Source organism: Promicromonospora sp. NPDC057488 (assembly GCF_042802395.1).
Lineage (GTDB): Bacteria > Actinomycetota > Actinomycetes > Actinomycetales > Cellulomonadaceae > Promicromonospora.
Map to the genome: position 1 here is coordinate 1 of NZ_JBHVEG010000138.1, position 16,497 is coordinate 16,497.

Annotated in this window: 12 protein-coding genes; 6 read left to right on the plus strand and 6 right to left on the minus strand. The window is 75.2% G+C overall.

What is annotated here, in order from left to right; all coding sequences use genetic code 11:
* Positions 1-65: 65 nt before the first annotated feature.
* The gene (locus ACFU5G_RS22460) at positions 66-1,607 is read right to left on the minus strand and encodes an aminopeptidase P family protein (protein WP_377249781.1); all 1,542 of its coding nucleotides are present in this window, start codon (positions 1,605-1,607) and stop codon (positions 66-68) included.
* Positions 1,576-2,454 (minus strand): alpha/beta fold hydrolase, encoded by an 879-nt coding sequence (locus tag ACFU5G_RS22465; RefSeq protein WP_377249783.1) that lies wholly within the window; start codon positions 2,452-2,454, stop codon positions 1,576-1,578. Before ACFU5G_RS22465 ends, ACFU5G_RS22460 begins: the two co-directional genes overlap by 32 nt.
* A 160-nt stretch (positions 2,455-2,614) precedes the next feature.
* Between ACFU5G_RS22465 and ACFU5G_RS22470 the strand changes: the two genes are divergently transcribed.
* Together ACFU5G_RS22470 and ACFU5G_RS22475 are read left to right on the plus strand one after the other, a co-directional pair.
* Complete coding sequence (locus ACFU5G_RS22470; protein ID WP_377249786.1) at positions 2,615-3,463, plus strand: PHP domain-containing protein; 849 nt, start codon at positions 2,615-2,617, stop codon at positions 3,461-3,463.
* On the plus strand, positions 3,460-4,095 hold the full coding sequence (locus tag ACFU5G_RS22475; RefSeq protein WP_142033002.1) for a MarC family protein: 636 nt from the start codon (positions 3,460-3,462) through the stop codon (positions 4,093-4,095). Before ACFU5G_RS22470 ends, ACFU5G_RS22475 begins: the two co-directional genes overlap by 4 nt.
* A gap of 1 nt (position 4,096) precedes the next feature.
* Here the strand turns inward: ACFU5G_RS22475 and ACFU5G_RS22480 are convergent, their stop codons facing one another.
* From ACFU5G_RS22480 to ACFU5G_RS22490, 3 genes are all read right to left on the minus strand, one after another.
* Positions 4,097-4,402: a DUF1905 domain-containing protein gene (locus tag ACFU5G_RS22480; protein WP_199718317.1), complete on the minus strand. Its 306-nt coding sequence runs from the start codon at positions 4,400-4,402 to the stop codon at positions 4,097-4,099.
* A 53-nt stretch (positions 4,403-4,455) separates the two neighbouring features.
* Positions 4,456-6,117 carry a DEAD/DEAH box helicase gene (locus tag ACFU5G_RS22485; protein WP_377249788.1) on the minus strand — a complete coding sequence of 554 codons (1,662 nt, stop codon included), beginning with the start codon at positions 6,115-6,117 and terminating at the stop codon, positions 4,456-4,458.
* Between the two features lie 310 nt (positions 6,118-6,427).
* Entirely contained in the window at positions 6,428-6,649 is a 222-nt protein-coding gene (locus ACFU5G_RS22490; protein WP_020016319.1) for a DUF3107 domain-containing protein, read from the minus strand.
* 144 nt (positions 6,650-6,793) lie between these two features.
* On the opposite strand from ACFU5G_RS22490, the gene ACFU5G_RS22495 reads away from it, so the two are divergent.
* From ACFU5G_RS22495 to ACFU5G_RS22505, 3 genes are all read left to right on the plus strand, one after another.
* Entirely contained in the window at positions 6,794-7,705 is a 912-nt protein-coding gene (locus ACFU5G_RS22495) for a DUF3152 domain-containing protein (protein ID WP_377249791.1), read from the plus strand.
* A gap of 163 nt (positions 7,706-7,868) precedes the next feature.
* Positions 7,869-11,084, plus strand: coding sequence for an ATP-dependent helicase (locus ACFU5G_RS22500; RefSeq protein ID WP_377249800.1), 3,216 nt, complete (start codon positions 7,869-7,871; stop codon positions 11,082-11,084).
* Positions 11,081-14,482, plus strand: a complete 3,402-nt coding sequence (locus ACFU5G_RS22505) for a UvrD-helicase domain-containing protein (protein WP_377249793.1) — start codon at positions 11,081-11,083, stop codon at positions 14,480-14,482. The genes ACFU5G_RS22500 and ACFU5G_RS22505 overlap by 4 nt, the downstream gene beginning before the upstream one ends.
* 80 nt (positions 14,483-14,562) lie before the next feature.
* Here ACFU5G_RS22505 and nudC read toward each other — a convergent pair whose 3' ends face one another.
* A complete protein-coding gene (gene nudC / locus ACFU5G_RS22510; protein WP_377249796.1) occupies positions 14,563-15,456 on the minus strand; it encodes an NAD(+) diphosphatase in 894 nt (297 codons plus the stop codon).
* A gap of 106 nt (positions 15,457-15,562) precedes the next feature.
* Here nudC and ACFU5G_RS22515 point away from each other — a divergent pair, with 106 nt between their 5' ends.
* On the plus strand, positions 15,563-16,480 hold the full coding sequence (locus tag ACFU5G_RS22515; RefSeq protein WP_377249798.1) for a macrolide 2'-phosphotransferase: 918 nt from the start codon (positions 15,563-15,565) through the stop codon (positions 16,478-16,480).
* Positions 16,481-16,497: the final 17 nt, after the last annotated feature.

The window sequence follows — 16,497 nt, forward strand, 5'->3', positions numbered from 1 at the left end:
CCGGTCAGTCAACTGACCGGTCTCGACGCAACCGACCGAAGTCAGCTGGCGCGCGGCATCAGGACTCAGCGCAGCGAAGCCATCCAGGCCTCGACGTCCTCCGGACGGCGGGGCAGCGCCGCCGAGAGGTTCTCGTAACCGTCCTCGGTGACCAGCACGTCGTCCTCGATGCGCACGCCGATGCCGCGGAACTCCTCGGGCACGGCCAGGTCGTCGGCCTTGAAGTAGAGGCCCGGCTCGATGGTGAACACCATGCCCGGCTCCAGGGTGCCGTCGAGGTAGAGCTCGCGGCGGGCCTGCGCGCAGTCGTGCACGTCGAGGCCCAGGTGGTGCGAGGTGCCGTGCACCATCCAGCGGCGGTGCTGCTGGCCGTCCTCGCCGAGCGCCTCGGCGGCGGTGACGCCGTCGGGCAGGAAGCCCCACTCCTCGAGGCGCGCCGCGATGACCTCCATGGCCGCCGCGTGGATGTCGCGGAACTTGATGCCCGGCTTGGCGACGGCGAACGCGGCGTCGGCCGCGTCCAGCACCGCCTGGTAGATCTTGCGCTGGACGTCGGTGTACTCGCCGTCCACGGGCAGCGACCGCGTGACGTCGGCGGTGTAGAGCGAGTCGACCTCGACGCCGCCGTCGAGCAGCAGCACGTCGCCGGACCGGACCTCGCCGTCGTTGCGGATCCAGTGCAGGGTCGTGGCGTGCTCGCCGGAGGCGGCGATGGTCTCGTAGCCCACGGCGTTGCCCTCGAGGCGCGCGTGCCCGTCGAAGGTGGTCTCCACGACGCGCTCGCCGCGGCGGTGCTCCTTGGCGGCGGGCAGCGCGCGCACGACGGCCTCGAAGCCCTCGATGGTGCGGGCCACGGCCTCGCGCATCTGCGCGATCTCGTACTCGTCCTTGACCAGGCGCAGCTCGGAGGTGGCCTCGACCAGCACGTCGTCCGAGACGAGCTGCTCGTCCTCGGTCTCGCCGGCCTCCAGGCGGAGCTCCTCGACGAGGGCCTCGATCGCGTCGTCCGCGCCGGTCACCACGAGCAGCCGGACGCCGCCGTCGCCCACGTCCTTGGCCAGGGCGTCGCCCAGCTCGTCGATGTGGCGGGCCTCGATGCCCGTCAGCGTCTCGATGTCGGCCAGCGACGGGCGGGCGCCCACCCAGAACTCGCCGTAGCGGGCGTCGGCGTAGAACTCCTCGTTGTCCCGCGGGGCCAGCGGCCGCACGTACAGGACGGCGTGGTGGTTCGAGCCGGCGTCGCCGGAGCCGTCCTCGACGGGGTGCAGCACCAGCACGGCGTCGGGCTCGCGGTCGGTGCCCAGGCCCGTGAGGTGGGCGAACGCCGAGTGCGGCCGGAACCGGTAGTCGGTGTCGTTCGAGCGCGGCTTGAGCGAGCCGGCGGGGACCACGAGGCGCGCGCCGGAGAACCGGTCGGAGAGCGCGGAACGACGCGCGACGGTGAACGGCGCGGCGTCCGACGGCGTCAGGCCGAGCTCGGCGCGCGGGGCCCACTGCGACATCACGAAGTTCTTGAACGCGGTCGAGGCGGGACGGTGCGAACGGTTGGAGCCGCGGTCCGCGGTTCCCTGCTCGTCAGGCTGCGAAGTTGTAGTCGGCTCGCTCATGCCCCCCAGTGTTCCACGCAGCCCGCCCGAAGTCGGAAAGCGCCCGGGTGAGCACCCGGTTGAACGCGGAGGGGGCGTCGGTGTTGACGGGGTGCCCCGCGTTCGGCAGCACGACCAGCGCGCCGTCGCGGGCCGCGGCGAGGTGCCGCTGCTCCTCGATGCGCATCCTGTCGTGCGCGCCGTTGACGAACCAGAGCGGAACCCGTGCGGCGCGTACGTTCGCGATCGACGACATGCTTGCGAGGTCCGTCAGCGCGTCGGTGACGACGTCCCAGGTGGGGCGGTGCATCGCGGCGGTCTGGCGCGGGGCGATCTCGAGCTGGCGCAGGTCCGCGCCGCCGGGGGCACTCTGCAGCGGGCTGAACGGCATGGCCTCCACGGCCAGCTGCATCCGGTGCACGGCCGGGTGCACGACCTGCCCGCGCAGGCGGCGGGAGAAGTAGACGGCGTTCGCCACCCTCCGCGAGATGTCGCGGTAGAGCCGGACGGGCTTGCCCTTGGGGTCGGCCGTGCAGCCGGCGGCCAGCACGCCCACGAGGCGGTCGCTGGCGTCGGGCCGGGCGGCCCAGGCCAGGGACGTGTAGCCGCCCAGGGACAGGCCGACCAGGGCGACGGGCCCGGCGGGGAGCGACGCGACGGCCTCGTCGATGGCCTCGAAGGCGCCGTCCATGCTGAACCGGTCGTGGCGGCGCGCGCCGTGGGCGGGGAGGTCGACGGCGACGGCCTCGTGGCCGGCGGCGCGCACGTGCTCGATCTGGTGCTCCCAGATCGCGCCGGAGGCGCGCATGCCGTGCACGAAGACCACGCTCGTGGGGTTGTGGGGCTGGGTCTCGCGGTTGTTGCTCATCTTGCCTTCGATGATGCGTTATCGGCTTGGGCAGGTGGCGGACGACGGCGGAACGCGGCGTGAACGTGCTGTGTGGGCTTGCCACCGCGCGGCCGCAGGCGTGCTGCACCTCACCACGGCCCGGGCTCCCGGGGGCCGCAACGATCTCTACCCTTGTGGAGTGATCGACCTCCACACGCACTCCACCGCGTCCGACGGCACCGACTCGCCAGCGCGCCTGGTGGAGGTCGCCGCACGCGCCGGCATCGCCACGCTCGCCATCACGGACCACGACACGACGTCGGGCTGGGCCGAGGCCGCCGACGCCGCCGGCCGGTTCGGCGTCGGCCTGGTGCGCGGCGCCGAGATCTCCGCGATCGCCCGGACGACGGGCTGGGGCACCGGCGTGCACCTGCTGGCCTACCTGCACGACCCGGCGCACCCCGACCTGCTCGCCGAGACCGAGCGCACCCGCGCGGACCGCGAGTCGCGGGCCCGGCGCATGGTCGACCTGCTCGCGGAGGACTTCCCGATCACGTGGGACGACCTGCTCGCCCAGACCAAGCCCGGCACCACGCTCGGCCGCCCGCACCTCGCGGACGCGCTGGTGGCGGCCGGCGTCGTCCGCGACCGGGACGAGGCGTTCGCGACCATCCTGCGCCCGGGCACCAAGTACTACGTGGGCCACTACGCGCCCGACGCCGTAGCCGCGGTCCGCGCCGTCCGCGCGGCCGGCGGCGTGCCGGTCTTCGCGCACCCCGGTGCCGACGCCCGCGGCCGGATCGTCCCGGACTCGACGATCGAGGAGCTGGCGGCGGCCGGGCTCGCGGGGCTCGAGGTGGACCACCGCGACCACACGCCCGACACGCGCCGCCGGCTCCGCGAGGTCGCGGAGTCGCTGGGCCTGCTGGTCACCGGGTCGAGCGACTTCCACGGGGCGGGCAAGCAGAACCGGATCGGCGAGAACACCACGGACCCCGGCGTGCTCGAGGCGATCGCCGCGCAGGGAGCCCTGGAGGTGCTCCGGTGAGCTGGTTCGACGTCGCGCTGTTCACCGAGGTGTTCGTGACGCTCTTCGTGATCATGGACCCGCCGGGGACGGTGCCGGTGTTCCTCGCGCTCACGTCGCGCATGACGGCGCAGGACCGCAAGCGTGCCGCGCGCACCGCGATCTTCGTGGCGTTCGGCGTGATCGTGGTGTTCGCGCTGTTCGGCCAGCTCCTGCTGGAGCACATGGGTATCTCGCTGGCGGCGCTGCAGGCGTCCGGCGGGCTGCTCCTGCTGCTGGTGGCCCTCGAGCTGCTGATGGGCAAGATGGACGCGGGCGAGACCGAGTCCGGCGGCTCCACCAAGAACGTGGCGCTGGTGCCGCTGGCCACACCGCTGCTCGCCGGGCCGGGCACGATCGTCGCGACCATGGTGTTCGTGCAGCAGGGCGTGAGCGCGGGGGAGTCGGCCGTGGGGCACTACGCCTCGATCGGCGTGGGCATCGTCGCGGTCTGCGTGTGCACGTGGGCGGCCATGCGGTTCGCGGGGCTGGTGCACCGCGTGCTCAAGGACTCCGGCGTCACCCTGGTCACCCGCATCGCGGGTGTGCTGCTCGCCGCGATCGCCGTGCAGATGATCGCCAACGGCGTCATCGAGTTCGTGCGGACGGTCTAGCTCAGACGTCGATCGTCTCCAGGGCGACGCGCACCGGCTTCGCCGGGACGAGGCCCTCGGCGTCCCGCACCTTCTTCTTCATCGGCAGTACGTAGCCGCCGTCGCTGTCGCTCGGGAACACCGACGTGGTCCAGGTGGTCGTCCCGACCGTGACGCGCACCCGGATCGACCCGAACCCGCGCGGCGGCAGCGGGAGGTCGGCCAGCTCGTCGGACTGCTCCGGCGGCACGGTCACGAACCACCAGGAGTCGGTGCGCGCCTGCCACTGCCACAGGGGAGCGGCGAACTCGATCTGCACCGTCCCCATACTGTCAGACCCACAGGTCACCGGGGTGACCTGTGGGTCTGACACGGTCCTCATCAGGACTCGGACTGGGTTCCTTCGGCCGGGCGGCCGCCGCGGGTGCGGCGGCGGTTGCGGCTCCGGCGACGGCGCTGGCCGTCCTCGTCGCCGCCCGACGCCGGGCGGTCGGCCGGGGCGCCCTCGGCACCGGCTGCCGGGCCGGCGTCCGACCGGCTCGCCGAGTGCGACTGGCCGTGGCCGCCCTGGCGCCCGCCCGAGCGGGAGCCGCCCTGGCGTCCGCCACCGGTGCGGCCGCCGCCGGAGCGCGAGCCGCTGTTGCGCTTGCCCGTCTCGCCCAGGTCCTCGAGCTCCTCGGCGTCCAGGCCGGCCAGGTGCTGCGCGGAGCGCGGCAGGCGGCCCTTGGTGCCCTCGGGGATGTTCAGGTCGCTGAACAGGTGCGGGGAGGTGGAGTAGGTCTCGACCGGCTCGGGGAAGCCGACGTCCAGCGCCTTGTCGATGAGCGACCAGCGCGGCACGTCGTCCCAGTCGACGAACGTGACGGCGGTGCCCTTGTTGCCGGCGCGGCCGGTGCGGCCCACGCGGTGCAGGTAGGTGCGCTCGTCCTCGGGGCACTGGTAGTTGACCACGTGGGTCACGTCCTCGACGTCGATGCCGCGGGCGGCGACGTCGGTGGCGACCAGCACGTCGATCTTGCCGTTGCGGAACGCGCGCAGCGCCTGCTCACGGGCGCCCTGGCCCAGGTCGCCGTGGATGGCGCCGGCGGCGAAGCCGCGCGACTGCAGCTCCTCGGCGACCTTGGCGGCCGTGCGCTTGGTGCGCGCGAACACGATGCTGCGGCCGCGGCCCTCGGACTGGAGCAGCCGCGCCAGCACCTCGACCTTGTCCAGCGCGTGGGCGCGGTACACGACCTGCTTGATGTTCTTGACGGTCGCGCCCTCGTCGTCCGGCTCGGCGGCGCGGATGTGCGTGGGCTGCTTCATGTAGCGGCGGGCCATCGAGACGACGGCGCCCGGCATGGTCGCGCTGAACAGCATGGTGTGCCGCTGCGCGGGGGTGCGGGCCAGGATCTTCTCGACGTCGGGCAGGAACCCGAGGTCGAGCATCTCGTCGGCCTCGTCGAGCACGACGGTCGCCGCGCGCAGCAGGTTGAGGTGGCCCTGGTTGAGCAGGTCGATCATGCGGCCGGGCGTGCCCACCACGACGTCGACGCCGGACTTCAGCGCGTCGATCTGCGGCTCGTAGGCGCGGCCACCGTAGACCTGGACGATGCGGACGCTCCGCTTGGCGGACGCGGTGGCCAGGTCGTTCGCGACCTGGACCGCGAGCTCGCGGGTCGGCACCACGACGACGGCCTGCGGTTTGCCGGGGGCGACGAGCTCGTCGTAGCCGACCTCGCCCGGCGCCACGACGCGATGCAGGAGCGGGACGCCGAAGCCGAGCGTCTTGCCGGTACCGGTCTTGGCCTGGCCGATGATGTCGTGCCCGCTCATCGCGACGGGCAGCGTCATGGCCTGGATGGGGAACGGGTGGGTGATGCCCGAGTCCAGCAGCGCGGCGACGATCTCGGGGCGGACGCCGAAGTCCGCGAACGTCACGTTCTGCGCCTGGATGGCGGGCGGGGAGGAGTAGTCAGGCCCCGAGGCCACGGTGGGCTCGGGGTCGGTCACGGTGGCCGCGCTCGCGGCCGGGGTGTCGGTGGTAGTCACTGGCGCCTTCATCTCTCGCGGCGCGGTGGGCCCTCGTGGCCCGGCGATCGCGCCTTCGTGCGGCAGCCGATCGTGAAAATCATCGCGCGCCGGGCAGGGGGCCCAGGCTGCGCGTCCTGTCGGCGGCCTCGCAGGGAGGCCGGAGAAAGGCTCGGGGGTCGGAACGTGACGACCGGGCAACCGATGTACAGCATTGATGGTACGCGCACGATGTTTCGCTGTGGTTAGCGAAACGCGTCCAGCGTCCTGTTAGTAATGAACGCCACGTGGCGGAGGGCCCTCGCGGGCGCCGTCCGCCACGTGGCGTCGGGGTACGACAGGCTCAGACGGCGCCGAAGCCGACCTTGCGCTGCTCCTCGGAGCCGATCTCGACGTAGCCGATGGCGCTGCCGGGGATGATCACCCGGCGGCCGCGGGCGTCGGTGAGCTCGAGGGGGCCACCGGTCAGGGCCTTCTTGACGGCCGTCGCGACGGCGTCCGCGCTCTCTTCCGTCTCGACCACGACCTCGCGCGTCAGGTTCTGCACACCGATGGTGACGTCCACGTTTACTCCAGTTCGGTCGGGGATTGCGCCGGGTGCCCGGGGGTCCGGGGACCCGGCCAGTCGATCCTAGCCACGCACGAGCGGGGTCGGCCCGCGGTTTCGCCGTGAGCCGATCCGGGAGCGGTGCGTGGCACGATGGTCGGCGTGAGCCGGTCCACGCAGAACCCGCGGCGCGCCATGGTCGCGCTCGGCGTCTGCCTGGCCGTCGGGCTCGGCGGAGGTGTCGCCGTGACCATGGGCGCCGAGCCGGACGCAAGCGCTGCCGCCGTGGCCGGTGCGGTCGAGGACAGCCTGGGCGTCGAGGCGGCCGACGCCGTGCGCGACGCCTACGAGGCTGCCCGGTCGGGCAACCGGTCGGCGCCGCCGCCTCCCGCCGTCCCGCTGGAGGCTCAGGGGGCCGCGAGCGGGGCGCCCGACGTCGACGACGCGACCCGGTCGGTGCCGTCCACCGGCAAGTCGGACCCGCCGGAGCCGGCCGGTCCCGAACCCGGCTCGGGGCTGGTCGGTACGCCGGTCCGTGTGGAGGAGAAGCTGTCCGGCGAGCTCGTGGTGGCCGCCGGCTCGCGCAGGGCGCCCGAGCGGGGCAAGGTCTGGCGCGTCCAGGTCGCGGTCGAGAAGGGGCTGCCGGTGGACCCGGAGGTGTTCGCCGACGCGGTCCTCACCACGCTGAACGACCCGCGCGGCTGGCACGGCGCGGACGGGTCCACGTTCGCCTGGACCGACTCCGACCGGTACGACGCGCGGGTGGTGCTCGCGAGCCCGGGCACCACCGACCGGCTCTGCCTGCCGCTGGACACGATCGGCGAGCTGTCCTGCGGCATCGAGGAGACCGCGGTGCTCAACTTCCGGCGCTGGGCCACGGGGTCCGACGCCTGGCGGGACATCGGGCGCTACCGGCAGTACCTCGTGAACCACGAGGTGGGGCACGTGATCGGCTACCACCACGACCTGTGCAAGGGCAAGGGTGAGCGCGCGACGATCATGGTGCAGCAGACCAGGACCACGCGCGGCTGCATCCCGGAGCCGTGGCCCGCGCCGGACGCGGGCAAGGAGTGACATTCCCCGGCACACCGGGGGATGAATCGGGCATTCGCGACGCCTCCGCGCGGGGCGTCGGGGAGTGTCAGTGGCTCGTGGTTCGATCGTCCGCGTGACACCGACCCTCACCCTCGCACCTCGGCTGGCGCCGCCCGGGACCCGTCCCGACGGCGCCGGCTCCGTGCTGCTCGACGACAGCCAGGAGGCTGCCGTCGAGTCCGCGCTGAGCCGGCCCGCGACGCTGGTCCTGGGCGCGCCCGGGTCGGGCCGGACCACGGTGACCTGTGAGGTGGCGGTCCGGGCGCTCCGGTCCGGCGTCAAGCCGGAGCGGGTGCTGGTCCTCGCGTCGTCGCGGCGCGCGGCCGCCCGCCTGCGGGACGAGGTCGCGGCCCAGGCCGGGCGCACGGTCGGCGCGCCCATGGTGCGCACGGCGTCGTCGGCCGCGTTCGCGGTGCTCCGCACCCGCGCCGCTGCGCTCGGGCAGCCCACCCCCACCCTGGTCTCCGGCCCGGAGCAGGACCTGGTGCTGGCCGAGCTGCTCGCCGGGCACGTGGCGGGCGAGGGGCGGCCGCTCCGACTGCCGGCCGGTCTGCCCGAGGAGTCGCTGGGCCTGCGCGGCCTGCGTCAGGAGCTGCGCGACCTGCTGATGCGCGCGGCCGAGCGCGGGCTCGGGCCGGTCGAGCTCGACGAGATGGGGCGGGCGAACGACCGCCCCGAGTGGATCATGGCCGCCCAGCTGTACGAGGAGTACCTCGACACCATGACGCTGCGGCTCGCCACGCCCGACGCCGGGCCGCGCTACGACCCCGCCGTCGTGATCGACGAGGCCGCGGAGTCCCTGCGCTCCTGGGAGGCCGAGGTGCCGGGCACCCCGCGCCCGACCTGGGACCTGGTCGTGGTGGACGACTACCAGGAGGCCACGGCCGCGACGGTCCGCCTCCTGCGCGTGCTGCACGACGACGGGGCGCGGCTCGTGCTGCTGTCCGACCCGGACTCGGCCGTCCAGACGTTCCGCGGCGCCGCGCCGGGCCTGACGGGCCGGGCCGCCGCGCCCGCGGGCCCCGGCCGGGCCTTCGGGGCGTTCGACGCCGAGACGATCGTGCTGAGCACGGTCTGGCGGCAGCGGCCGGAGCTGCGCGCCGTGACGCGCGCCGTGACCAACCGGATCCCGGTGTCGGCGAGCGCGCTGCACCGCCGCGCCACGGCGCGGGCGGAGGAGGAGCCGGCCGACGTCGACGCGCCCCCGGCCGTCCAGGTGGCCGTGCTCTCGGGCGCCGCCCAGGAGGCCGCGTGGATCGCGCGCGAGCTGCGCGCCGAGCACCTGCTGCGGGGCACGCCCTGGGACCGCATGGCGGTGATCGCGCGCAGCGGCACGCGGCTGGGGGCGCTGCGCCGCGAGCTGGTCTCGGCGTCGGTGCCCGTGGCGCTGCTCGGGTCGGACCTGCCGCTGCGCGACGAGCCCGCCGTGGCGCCCCTGCTGGCCGCCGTCAAGACCTGCGCGGGCGCGCCGCGCGGCAGCCTGGAGGCGCTGATCGCGTCGGAGCTGGACGGCGACGAGCCCGTGCTGGACCCGGAGACGGCGGCACTGCTGCTCATCTCGCCCATCGGCGGGCTCGACGCGGTGGCCCTCCGGCGGCTGCGCCGCGCCCTGCGGGCGGAGGAGCTGTCGGCGGGCGGCGGCCGCACCTCGGACGCGCTGCTGGTCGAGGTCCTCGCGGACCCGGCGCGCGCGGCCCTGCTGCCCACGCAGGTGCGGCGCGGGCCGCTCGCGGTGGCCCGCGTGCTCGCCGCCGGCCGCGAGGCGGCGGGGGAGCCCGGCGCCACGGCGCAGACGGTGCTCTGGGCGGCCTGGGCCGCCACGGGCCTGGCCGAGCGCTGGAGCGCCGCCGCCCTGACCGGCGGGCCCGCGGGCCTCCGCGCCGACCGGGACCTCGACGCCGTGCTGGCGCTGTTCCGCGCGGCCGAGACCTTCGTGGACCGCATGCCGGGCGCGCCCGTCGGCGCGTTCGTCGACTACCTGGCCTCCCAGGACCTCCCGGCGGACTCCCTGGCGGCCTCCGCCCAGGGCGCGGGCGCCGTCGAGGCGCTCACGCCTCCGGGCGCGGCGGGCCGGGAGTGGGACGTGGTGGTCGTGGCCGGCGTGCAGGACGGCGTGTGGCCCGACCTGCGGCTGCGCGACTCCCTGCTCGGCTCCCAGGCGCTGGTCGAGCTCATCGCCGGCCGCTCCGAGGACGGCCGGGTGGTGGGCGCCGAGGCCCGGCGCCAGGTGCTCACCGACGAGCTGCGTGCCTTCGCGGTCGCGGTCTCCCGCCCCCGGCGCCGGCTGCTCGTCACGGCCGTCGAGGACACCGAGGAGGCACCGAGCGTCTTCTGCGACCTCGTGTCCCCCCGGGACGACGGCGGCGACGGCCCGGACCCGCGGCGGGTCCCGGTGGGTCCGCCGCTCGACCTGCGCGGTGTCGTGGCCGCGGCGCGCTCGGAGCTGGTGCGGGCGTCGGCGGGCGGGGACGGGTCGGCACCCGGCGCGCAGCCCGCAGCCGCGCTGCTGGCCGACTTGGCCGCCGCCGGCGTCGCCGAGGCCGACCCGACCACCTGGTACGGCGTGGCCGGCGTCTCCAGCGAGGTGCCGCTGTGGGGTGCCACCGACACGGTGACCGTGTCGCCGTCCAAGGTCGAGACCGTGACCACGTGCGCCCTGCGCTGGGCCTTCGAGGCGGCGGGCGGCACCAAGCCGGACGCCACCCACCAGACCCTCGGCACGCTGCTGCACTCGATCGCGCAGACGCACCCGAAGGGCGCGCTCACCGACCTGAAGCAGGAGCTGGACCGCCGCTGGCCCGAGCTCGCGCTGCCCGACGGCTGGCCCTCGCTGCAGCTGCGCAAGCGTGCCGAGCGCATGGTGGAGCGGCTCGCGGACTACCTGGGCGACGCCGGCGAGCCGCTGCTCGTCGAGGCCGACTTCGACCTGCGGGTGGGGCGCGCGCGCCTGCGCGGCCAGGTGGACCGCGTCGAGGACGCGGGCGACGGCAGCGTCACCGTGGCCGACCTCAAGACCGGCAAGACCGCGGCCAGCAAGGACAAGGCGGCGGAGAACCCGCAGCTCGGCGCCTACCAGCTCGCCGTCGAGGAGGGCGCGCTCGACCTGCCCGACGGCACGGTCAGCAAGGGCGCGAGCCTGGTCTACGTCGGCACCGAGACGGTCTCGGCGAGCGTGCGGAACCAGCCCGCGCTCGCCCCCGACGAGAACGGCGGGAGCTGGGCCCGCGACACCGTCGAGGGCGCCGCCGACACCATGGCCGCCGCGAGCTTCGCGGCCCGGAACAACGACCTCTGCGAGATGTGCGTGGTGCGCCGGTCCTGCCCGCTGCAGCCCGAAGGACGGAAGGTGGTCGAGTGATCGGGCACGAGCCGGAGATCCGCCTGTCGGCCCGCGCCATCGCGCGGCTGCTCGGCCGGCACGAGCCGACCGACGAGCAGGTCCGCGTCATCGAGTCGCCCCTGGAGCCCGCGCTCGTCGTCGCGGGCGCCGGGTCCGGCAAGACCGAGACCATGGCCGCGCGCGTGGTGTGGCTCATCGCCAACAAGCTGGTCCAGCCCGAGCAGGTGCTCGGCCTCACCTTCACGCGCAAGGCCGCGGGCGAGCTCACCCAGCGCGTGCAGACCCGCCTGGCGCAGCTCAACCGGGCGCTCGGCGAGGAGTCCGGCGAGGCCCTGGCCGGACTGGACCTCGACCGGCCCACGGTCGCCACCTACAACGCCTATGCCGCCTCCCTGGTGGCCGACCACGGCCTGCGCCTCGGCGTCGAACCCAGCGCGCGCCTCCTCGGCCAGGCCGAGCAGTGGCAGCTCGCGTCGCAGGTGGTGGAGTCCTGGGACGAGGACCTCGCCACCGACCGGGCCGTCAGCACCGTGACCGGGGCGGTCGTCGCGCTGTCCGACGCGCTCGGCGAGCACCTCGTCGACCCCGCGGACGCGCGGGCCCGCCTCACCGACATGGCCGAGCACCTCGAGTCGGTCCCGCTCGGCCCCAAGCAGCGCAAGCGCACCAAGGACGTCGACAAGCTGATCGGCTCGATCGCCGAGCGGGCCCGGTTCGTCGACCTCGTGGTCGAGTACCGGCGCCGCAAGCGCATCGCCGAGGCGCTCGACTTCGGCGACCAGGTCTCGTTCGCCGCCCAGCTCGCCCGCGAGGTCCCGATGGTGGGCGCCGCCGAGCGCGCCCGGTTCGAGGTCGTGCTGCTCGACGAGTACCAGGACACCTCCTACGCCCAGGTCGAGCTGCTGTCCGGCCTGTTCGGCGGCGGACACCCGGTCACCGCCGTCGGCGACCCGCACCAGTCCATCTACGGCTGGCGCGGAGCCTCCGCGGCGGGCCTGGCCCGCTTCCCCGACCGCTTCCAGCGCGACGACGGCGTGCCCGCCGCCGTGCACTACCTGTCCACCTCCTGGCGCAACGACGCCGCGATCCTCACCGCCGCGAACATCGTGTCCGGGCCGCTGCGCTCGCGGACCGGCGCGGCCACGAGCGTCGAGGTGCCGCCCCTGGACCTGCGCCCCGGGGCCGGCGAGGGCCTGGTGTCGGCGCACGTCGCCGCGACCCTGGACGAGGAGGCCGAGGCCGTCGCCGAGTGGGTGGCGGAACGCTGGCGCTCCGGCGCGCACCCGGACGGCCGGTCCACGGCCGCCGTGCTCTGCCGCGCGCGGGCGCAGTTCCCCGCGATCGAGGTGGCGCTGCGCCGCCGCGGGCTCCCGGTCGAGGTGGTGGGCCTGGGCGGCCTGCTGTCCACGCCCGAGGTGGTCGACGTCGTCGCGCTGCTCCAGGCCGCGCACGACCCGTCCCGCGGCGACTCCCTGCTGCGCCTGCTCACCGGCCCCCGCCTCAATCTCGGCGCGGCCGACCTGCACGCCCTCGGGTCCTGGGCGGCCGACCTGGCGCGGCTGGACGACCCGCGCCGCGCGGCGGCCGCCGCCTCGGTCGAGGAGCTGCCCGACGACGACCTGCGCGTGGTCGAGGGCGACGTCTCCGACCACCGCTCGATCGTCGACGCGCTCGACGACCTGCCGCCCGCCGGCGAGCCGGCACAGGACGGCCGCGTGCTGTCCCCGGACGCGCACCGCCGCCTCGGGGCGCTCGCCCGGCTGCTGCGCGACCTGCGCGGTCTCACCTACCTCTCGCTGCCCGAGCTCGTGGTCCAGGCCGAGCGCGCGCTCGGCCTCGACGTCGAGGCGGCCACGGCCCTCGCGCTGGCGGGCGCCGGGGTCGGCGGCGCCGTGAGCGACCGGGGGCGCGAGCACCTCGACGCGTTCCGGGACGTGGCGGCGTCGTTCGCGCAGTCCTCGGACACCGCGACGCTCGGCGCGTTCCTGGCCTGGCTGGGTGTCGCGGGCGAGCGGGAGCGCGGGCTCGACATGCCGGTGCACGAGCCCGACCCCGACGCCGTCCAGGTCATCACCGCGCACGCCGCGAAGGGCCTGGAGTGGGACGCCGTGGCCGTGGCCGGCCTGGCCGACGGCGCGTTCCCCACCTGGGACCGCGGCTCGCGCTCGGGGGAGTCGTCGTCGGGCTGGCTGTCCGACCTCGGCGAGCTGCCGTACCACCTGCGCGGCGACGCGGACGACCTGCCGCTCTTCGACTGGGAGCACGCCTCCGACACCAAGGACCTGGTGGCGCTGCGCGACGAGTTCAAGGCCGAGTGCGGCGAGCACCGCCTCGCCGAGGAGCGGCGCCTGGCCTACGTGGCGTTCACGCGGGCCCGCCGCGAGCTCTTCCTCACCGCCTCCTGGTGGGGCACGGCGAGCCGCCCGCGCGGCGTCTCCCCGTTCCTCGCCGAGCTTGCCGGGGCCGAGCTGGTCAAGACCGACCTGTGGGCCCCGATGCCGGAGCCCGACGCCGAGAACCCGCGCAACGCGGAGGAGATCACGGCGGTGTGGCCGGCCGCGGACGGCGGCACGGACGGCGGCGCGGACCAGCAGCAGAACCCGGCCCCGACCGCCCGCGACGTCCTGCGCGCCACGGCCGCCCTGGTGGACGGGGCCGCGGAGGAGCGGCTGGTCGCGCTCGCCGCCATGCGGCTCCCGGCCGACGCGCTGACCGCACCGCAGGGCGTCCTGGCCGACGCCGCCGGTCACGACCTGGTGGACCTCGCACGCATGCTCCTGGCCGAGCGGAACCGGCGCACCGACCGCGAGGTCGCGTTCCCGGCGCACGTCTCGGCGTCGGGCCTGGTGCGGCTCGCCGCCGACCGCGACGCGTTCGCCCTCCAGCTGCGCCGGCCGGTCCCGGTGCAGCCCACGGTGCACGCCCGCCGCGGCACCCGGTTCCACGAGTGGGTGGAGCAGTTCTTCACGTCGGCCACGCTGCTCGACGTCGACGACCTGCCCAGCGCCGAGGACGACGACCTGCCCGAGGACACCGACCTCGACAAGCTGCGCGACACCTTCCTGGGGTCGGAGTGGTCGGCCCGGATGCCCGTGGCGGTCGAGGTCGACGTCGAGACCCCGGTGGCCGGCGTCATGCTGCGCTGCCGCATGGACGCCGTCTTCAAGGACCCCGCGACCGGCCCCGACGCCGTCGTGGTCGTCGACTGGAAGACCGGTCGCGAGCCGCTCGACGCCTCGGCGCGGGCCGCCCGCGAGGTGCAGCTCGCCGTGTACCGGCTGGCGTGGTCGCGCTGGACGGGGCTGCCGCTGGACCAGGTCAGCGCGGCCTTCTACTACGTGGGCTCGGACACGACCGTGCGCCCGGACCGGCTGCTCGACGAGGCCGAGCTGGAGGCGCTGATCACGGGCGCCTGAATCGGGCCCGACCGGGCCCGGACCAGGCCCGGACTCACGCCCCGACCAGGCCCTGGCTCACGCCCGGACCGGGCCCTGGCTCACGCCCCGACCGGCCCGCCGAACCACTCCTCGATCAGGGAGCGCGCGATCGACGACCGCCCGGGCAGGCCCAGGTGGCCGTCCGCGACCGCCGTGGCGACCTCGTCGCGGGTGAACCAGTCGGCCTCGGCGATCTCGTCCTCCTGCCGGGTCAGCTCCGTGGTGGTCGCCCGGGCCCGGAAGCCGAGCATGAGCGAGGCCGGGAACGGCCACGACTGGCTGCCGCGGTACTCGATGGACGCGGGGTCGAGCAGCACGCCGACCTCCTCCGCCGTCTCGCGGGCCACGGCCTGCTCCAGGCCCTCCCCGGGCTCGACGAACCCGGCCAGCACCGAGCGGCGGCCCAGGTCCCACTGGGGCCCGCGGGCCAGGAGCAGGCGGTCGTCGGCGTCGGTGATGGCCATGATCACCGCGGGGTCGGTCCGCGGGAAGTGGTTGGACTCGTCCGCCGGGCAGTGCCGCACCCAGCCGGCCTGCGTCACCTCGGTCCGCGTGCCGCACAGCGGGCAGTGGGTGTGCACCGTGTGCCACTGGGCCAGCGCGACGGCCTCGACCACCAGGCCGACCTCCAGGTCGGGCGCGTCGAGCGTGCGCAGCCCGGTCCACTCGACGTCGAGGTCCGGCTCGGCCTCGGCGTCGGCCAGGACCAGCCCGAGATGGCTGACGCCGTCGGCCTCCCCGAGGTAGAGCAGGGCCCGCGTCGCGAGGTGCGCCACGTCGTCGGGCGGGAGGAACGCGACCCGCGAGCCGACCGTGGCCACCCGGGTGCCGCGCACCACGAGCACCCGCGTGCCCTGCTCCTTGAGCAGGTCGTCGAGGAGGCCGGGCGTCGCGCGCCGGTGGGCGGCGCGGTCGTGGGCGGCGCGGGCGAAGGGGAGGTCGAGAAAACGCACGGGACGACGTTAGTCCTCTCGCGGGCCGGTGCCGCACCCGTGCTGTGGTCGGACACGCCCCGGTCCCTGCGCCGTCGGGTGCCCGGCGCTGCTCTAGGGTGAGCACGTGTCCCGCACGCCCCTCGCTCTCGCTGCCCTCTCGACCGCCGCCGTGCCGGGTCTCGACGCCCAGTCGGTCCGCGTCGGGGACCTCGCCGGCGACTACGACGTCGCCGTCGTGACCGGTGCGGACGACCAGGAATGGGTGGTGCGCGCGCCCCGCACCACGGTGGCGGGCGCGGCCCTGGAGGCCGAGATCGAGCTGCTCGACGCGCTCCGGCTGTACATCGACACGGGCGTGCTCCCGTTCGTGGTGCCGCAGGTCGCGGGCTACGCGCTCCTCCCGGAGGGCGGCCGCGCCGTCGTGCACCGCCGGATCATCGGCGACAACCTCGACGTCGAGTCCCTGGAGCAGGGCCCAGGGCTCGCCGCCGACCTGGGCCGGGCCATCGCGGCCATCCACGAGCTGCCCACCTCCGTCGTGGAGACGTGCGGCCTGCCCAGCTACACCGCGTCCGAGTACCGGGAGCGCCGGCTGACCGAGGTGGACGAGGCGGCCCGGACCGGCCGCGTCCCGCCCACCCTGCTGCGCCGCTGGGAGACCGCCCTGGAGGACGTCTCCCTCTGGCGGTTCAAGCCCGTGGTGACGCACGGCGACCTGGCGCCCGACCAGCTCCTCGTGGACCGGCAGCGGGTCGTGGCGGTCTCGGGCTGGTCGGAGGCCCGCGTCGCGGACCCCGCCGACGACCTCGCGTGGCTGATCGCCGCGGCGCCGATGGAGGCCGTGGACTCCGTCATGGAGGCCTACCAGCTGCGCCGCACCGAGCTGAGCGACTCGCGCCTCGCGGAGCGCGCCATGCTCGTGGGCGAGCTCGCGCTCGCGCGCTGGCTCCTGCACGGTGTGCGGCACCGGCTGCCCGAGGTCGTCGAGGACGCCACGTCGATGCTCGAGGACCTGGACGAGGCGACCCTCGACGAGGCCTGACCGGGCGGCCTCCCGGC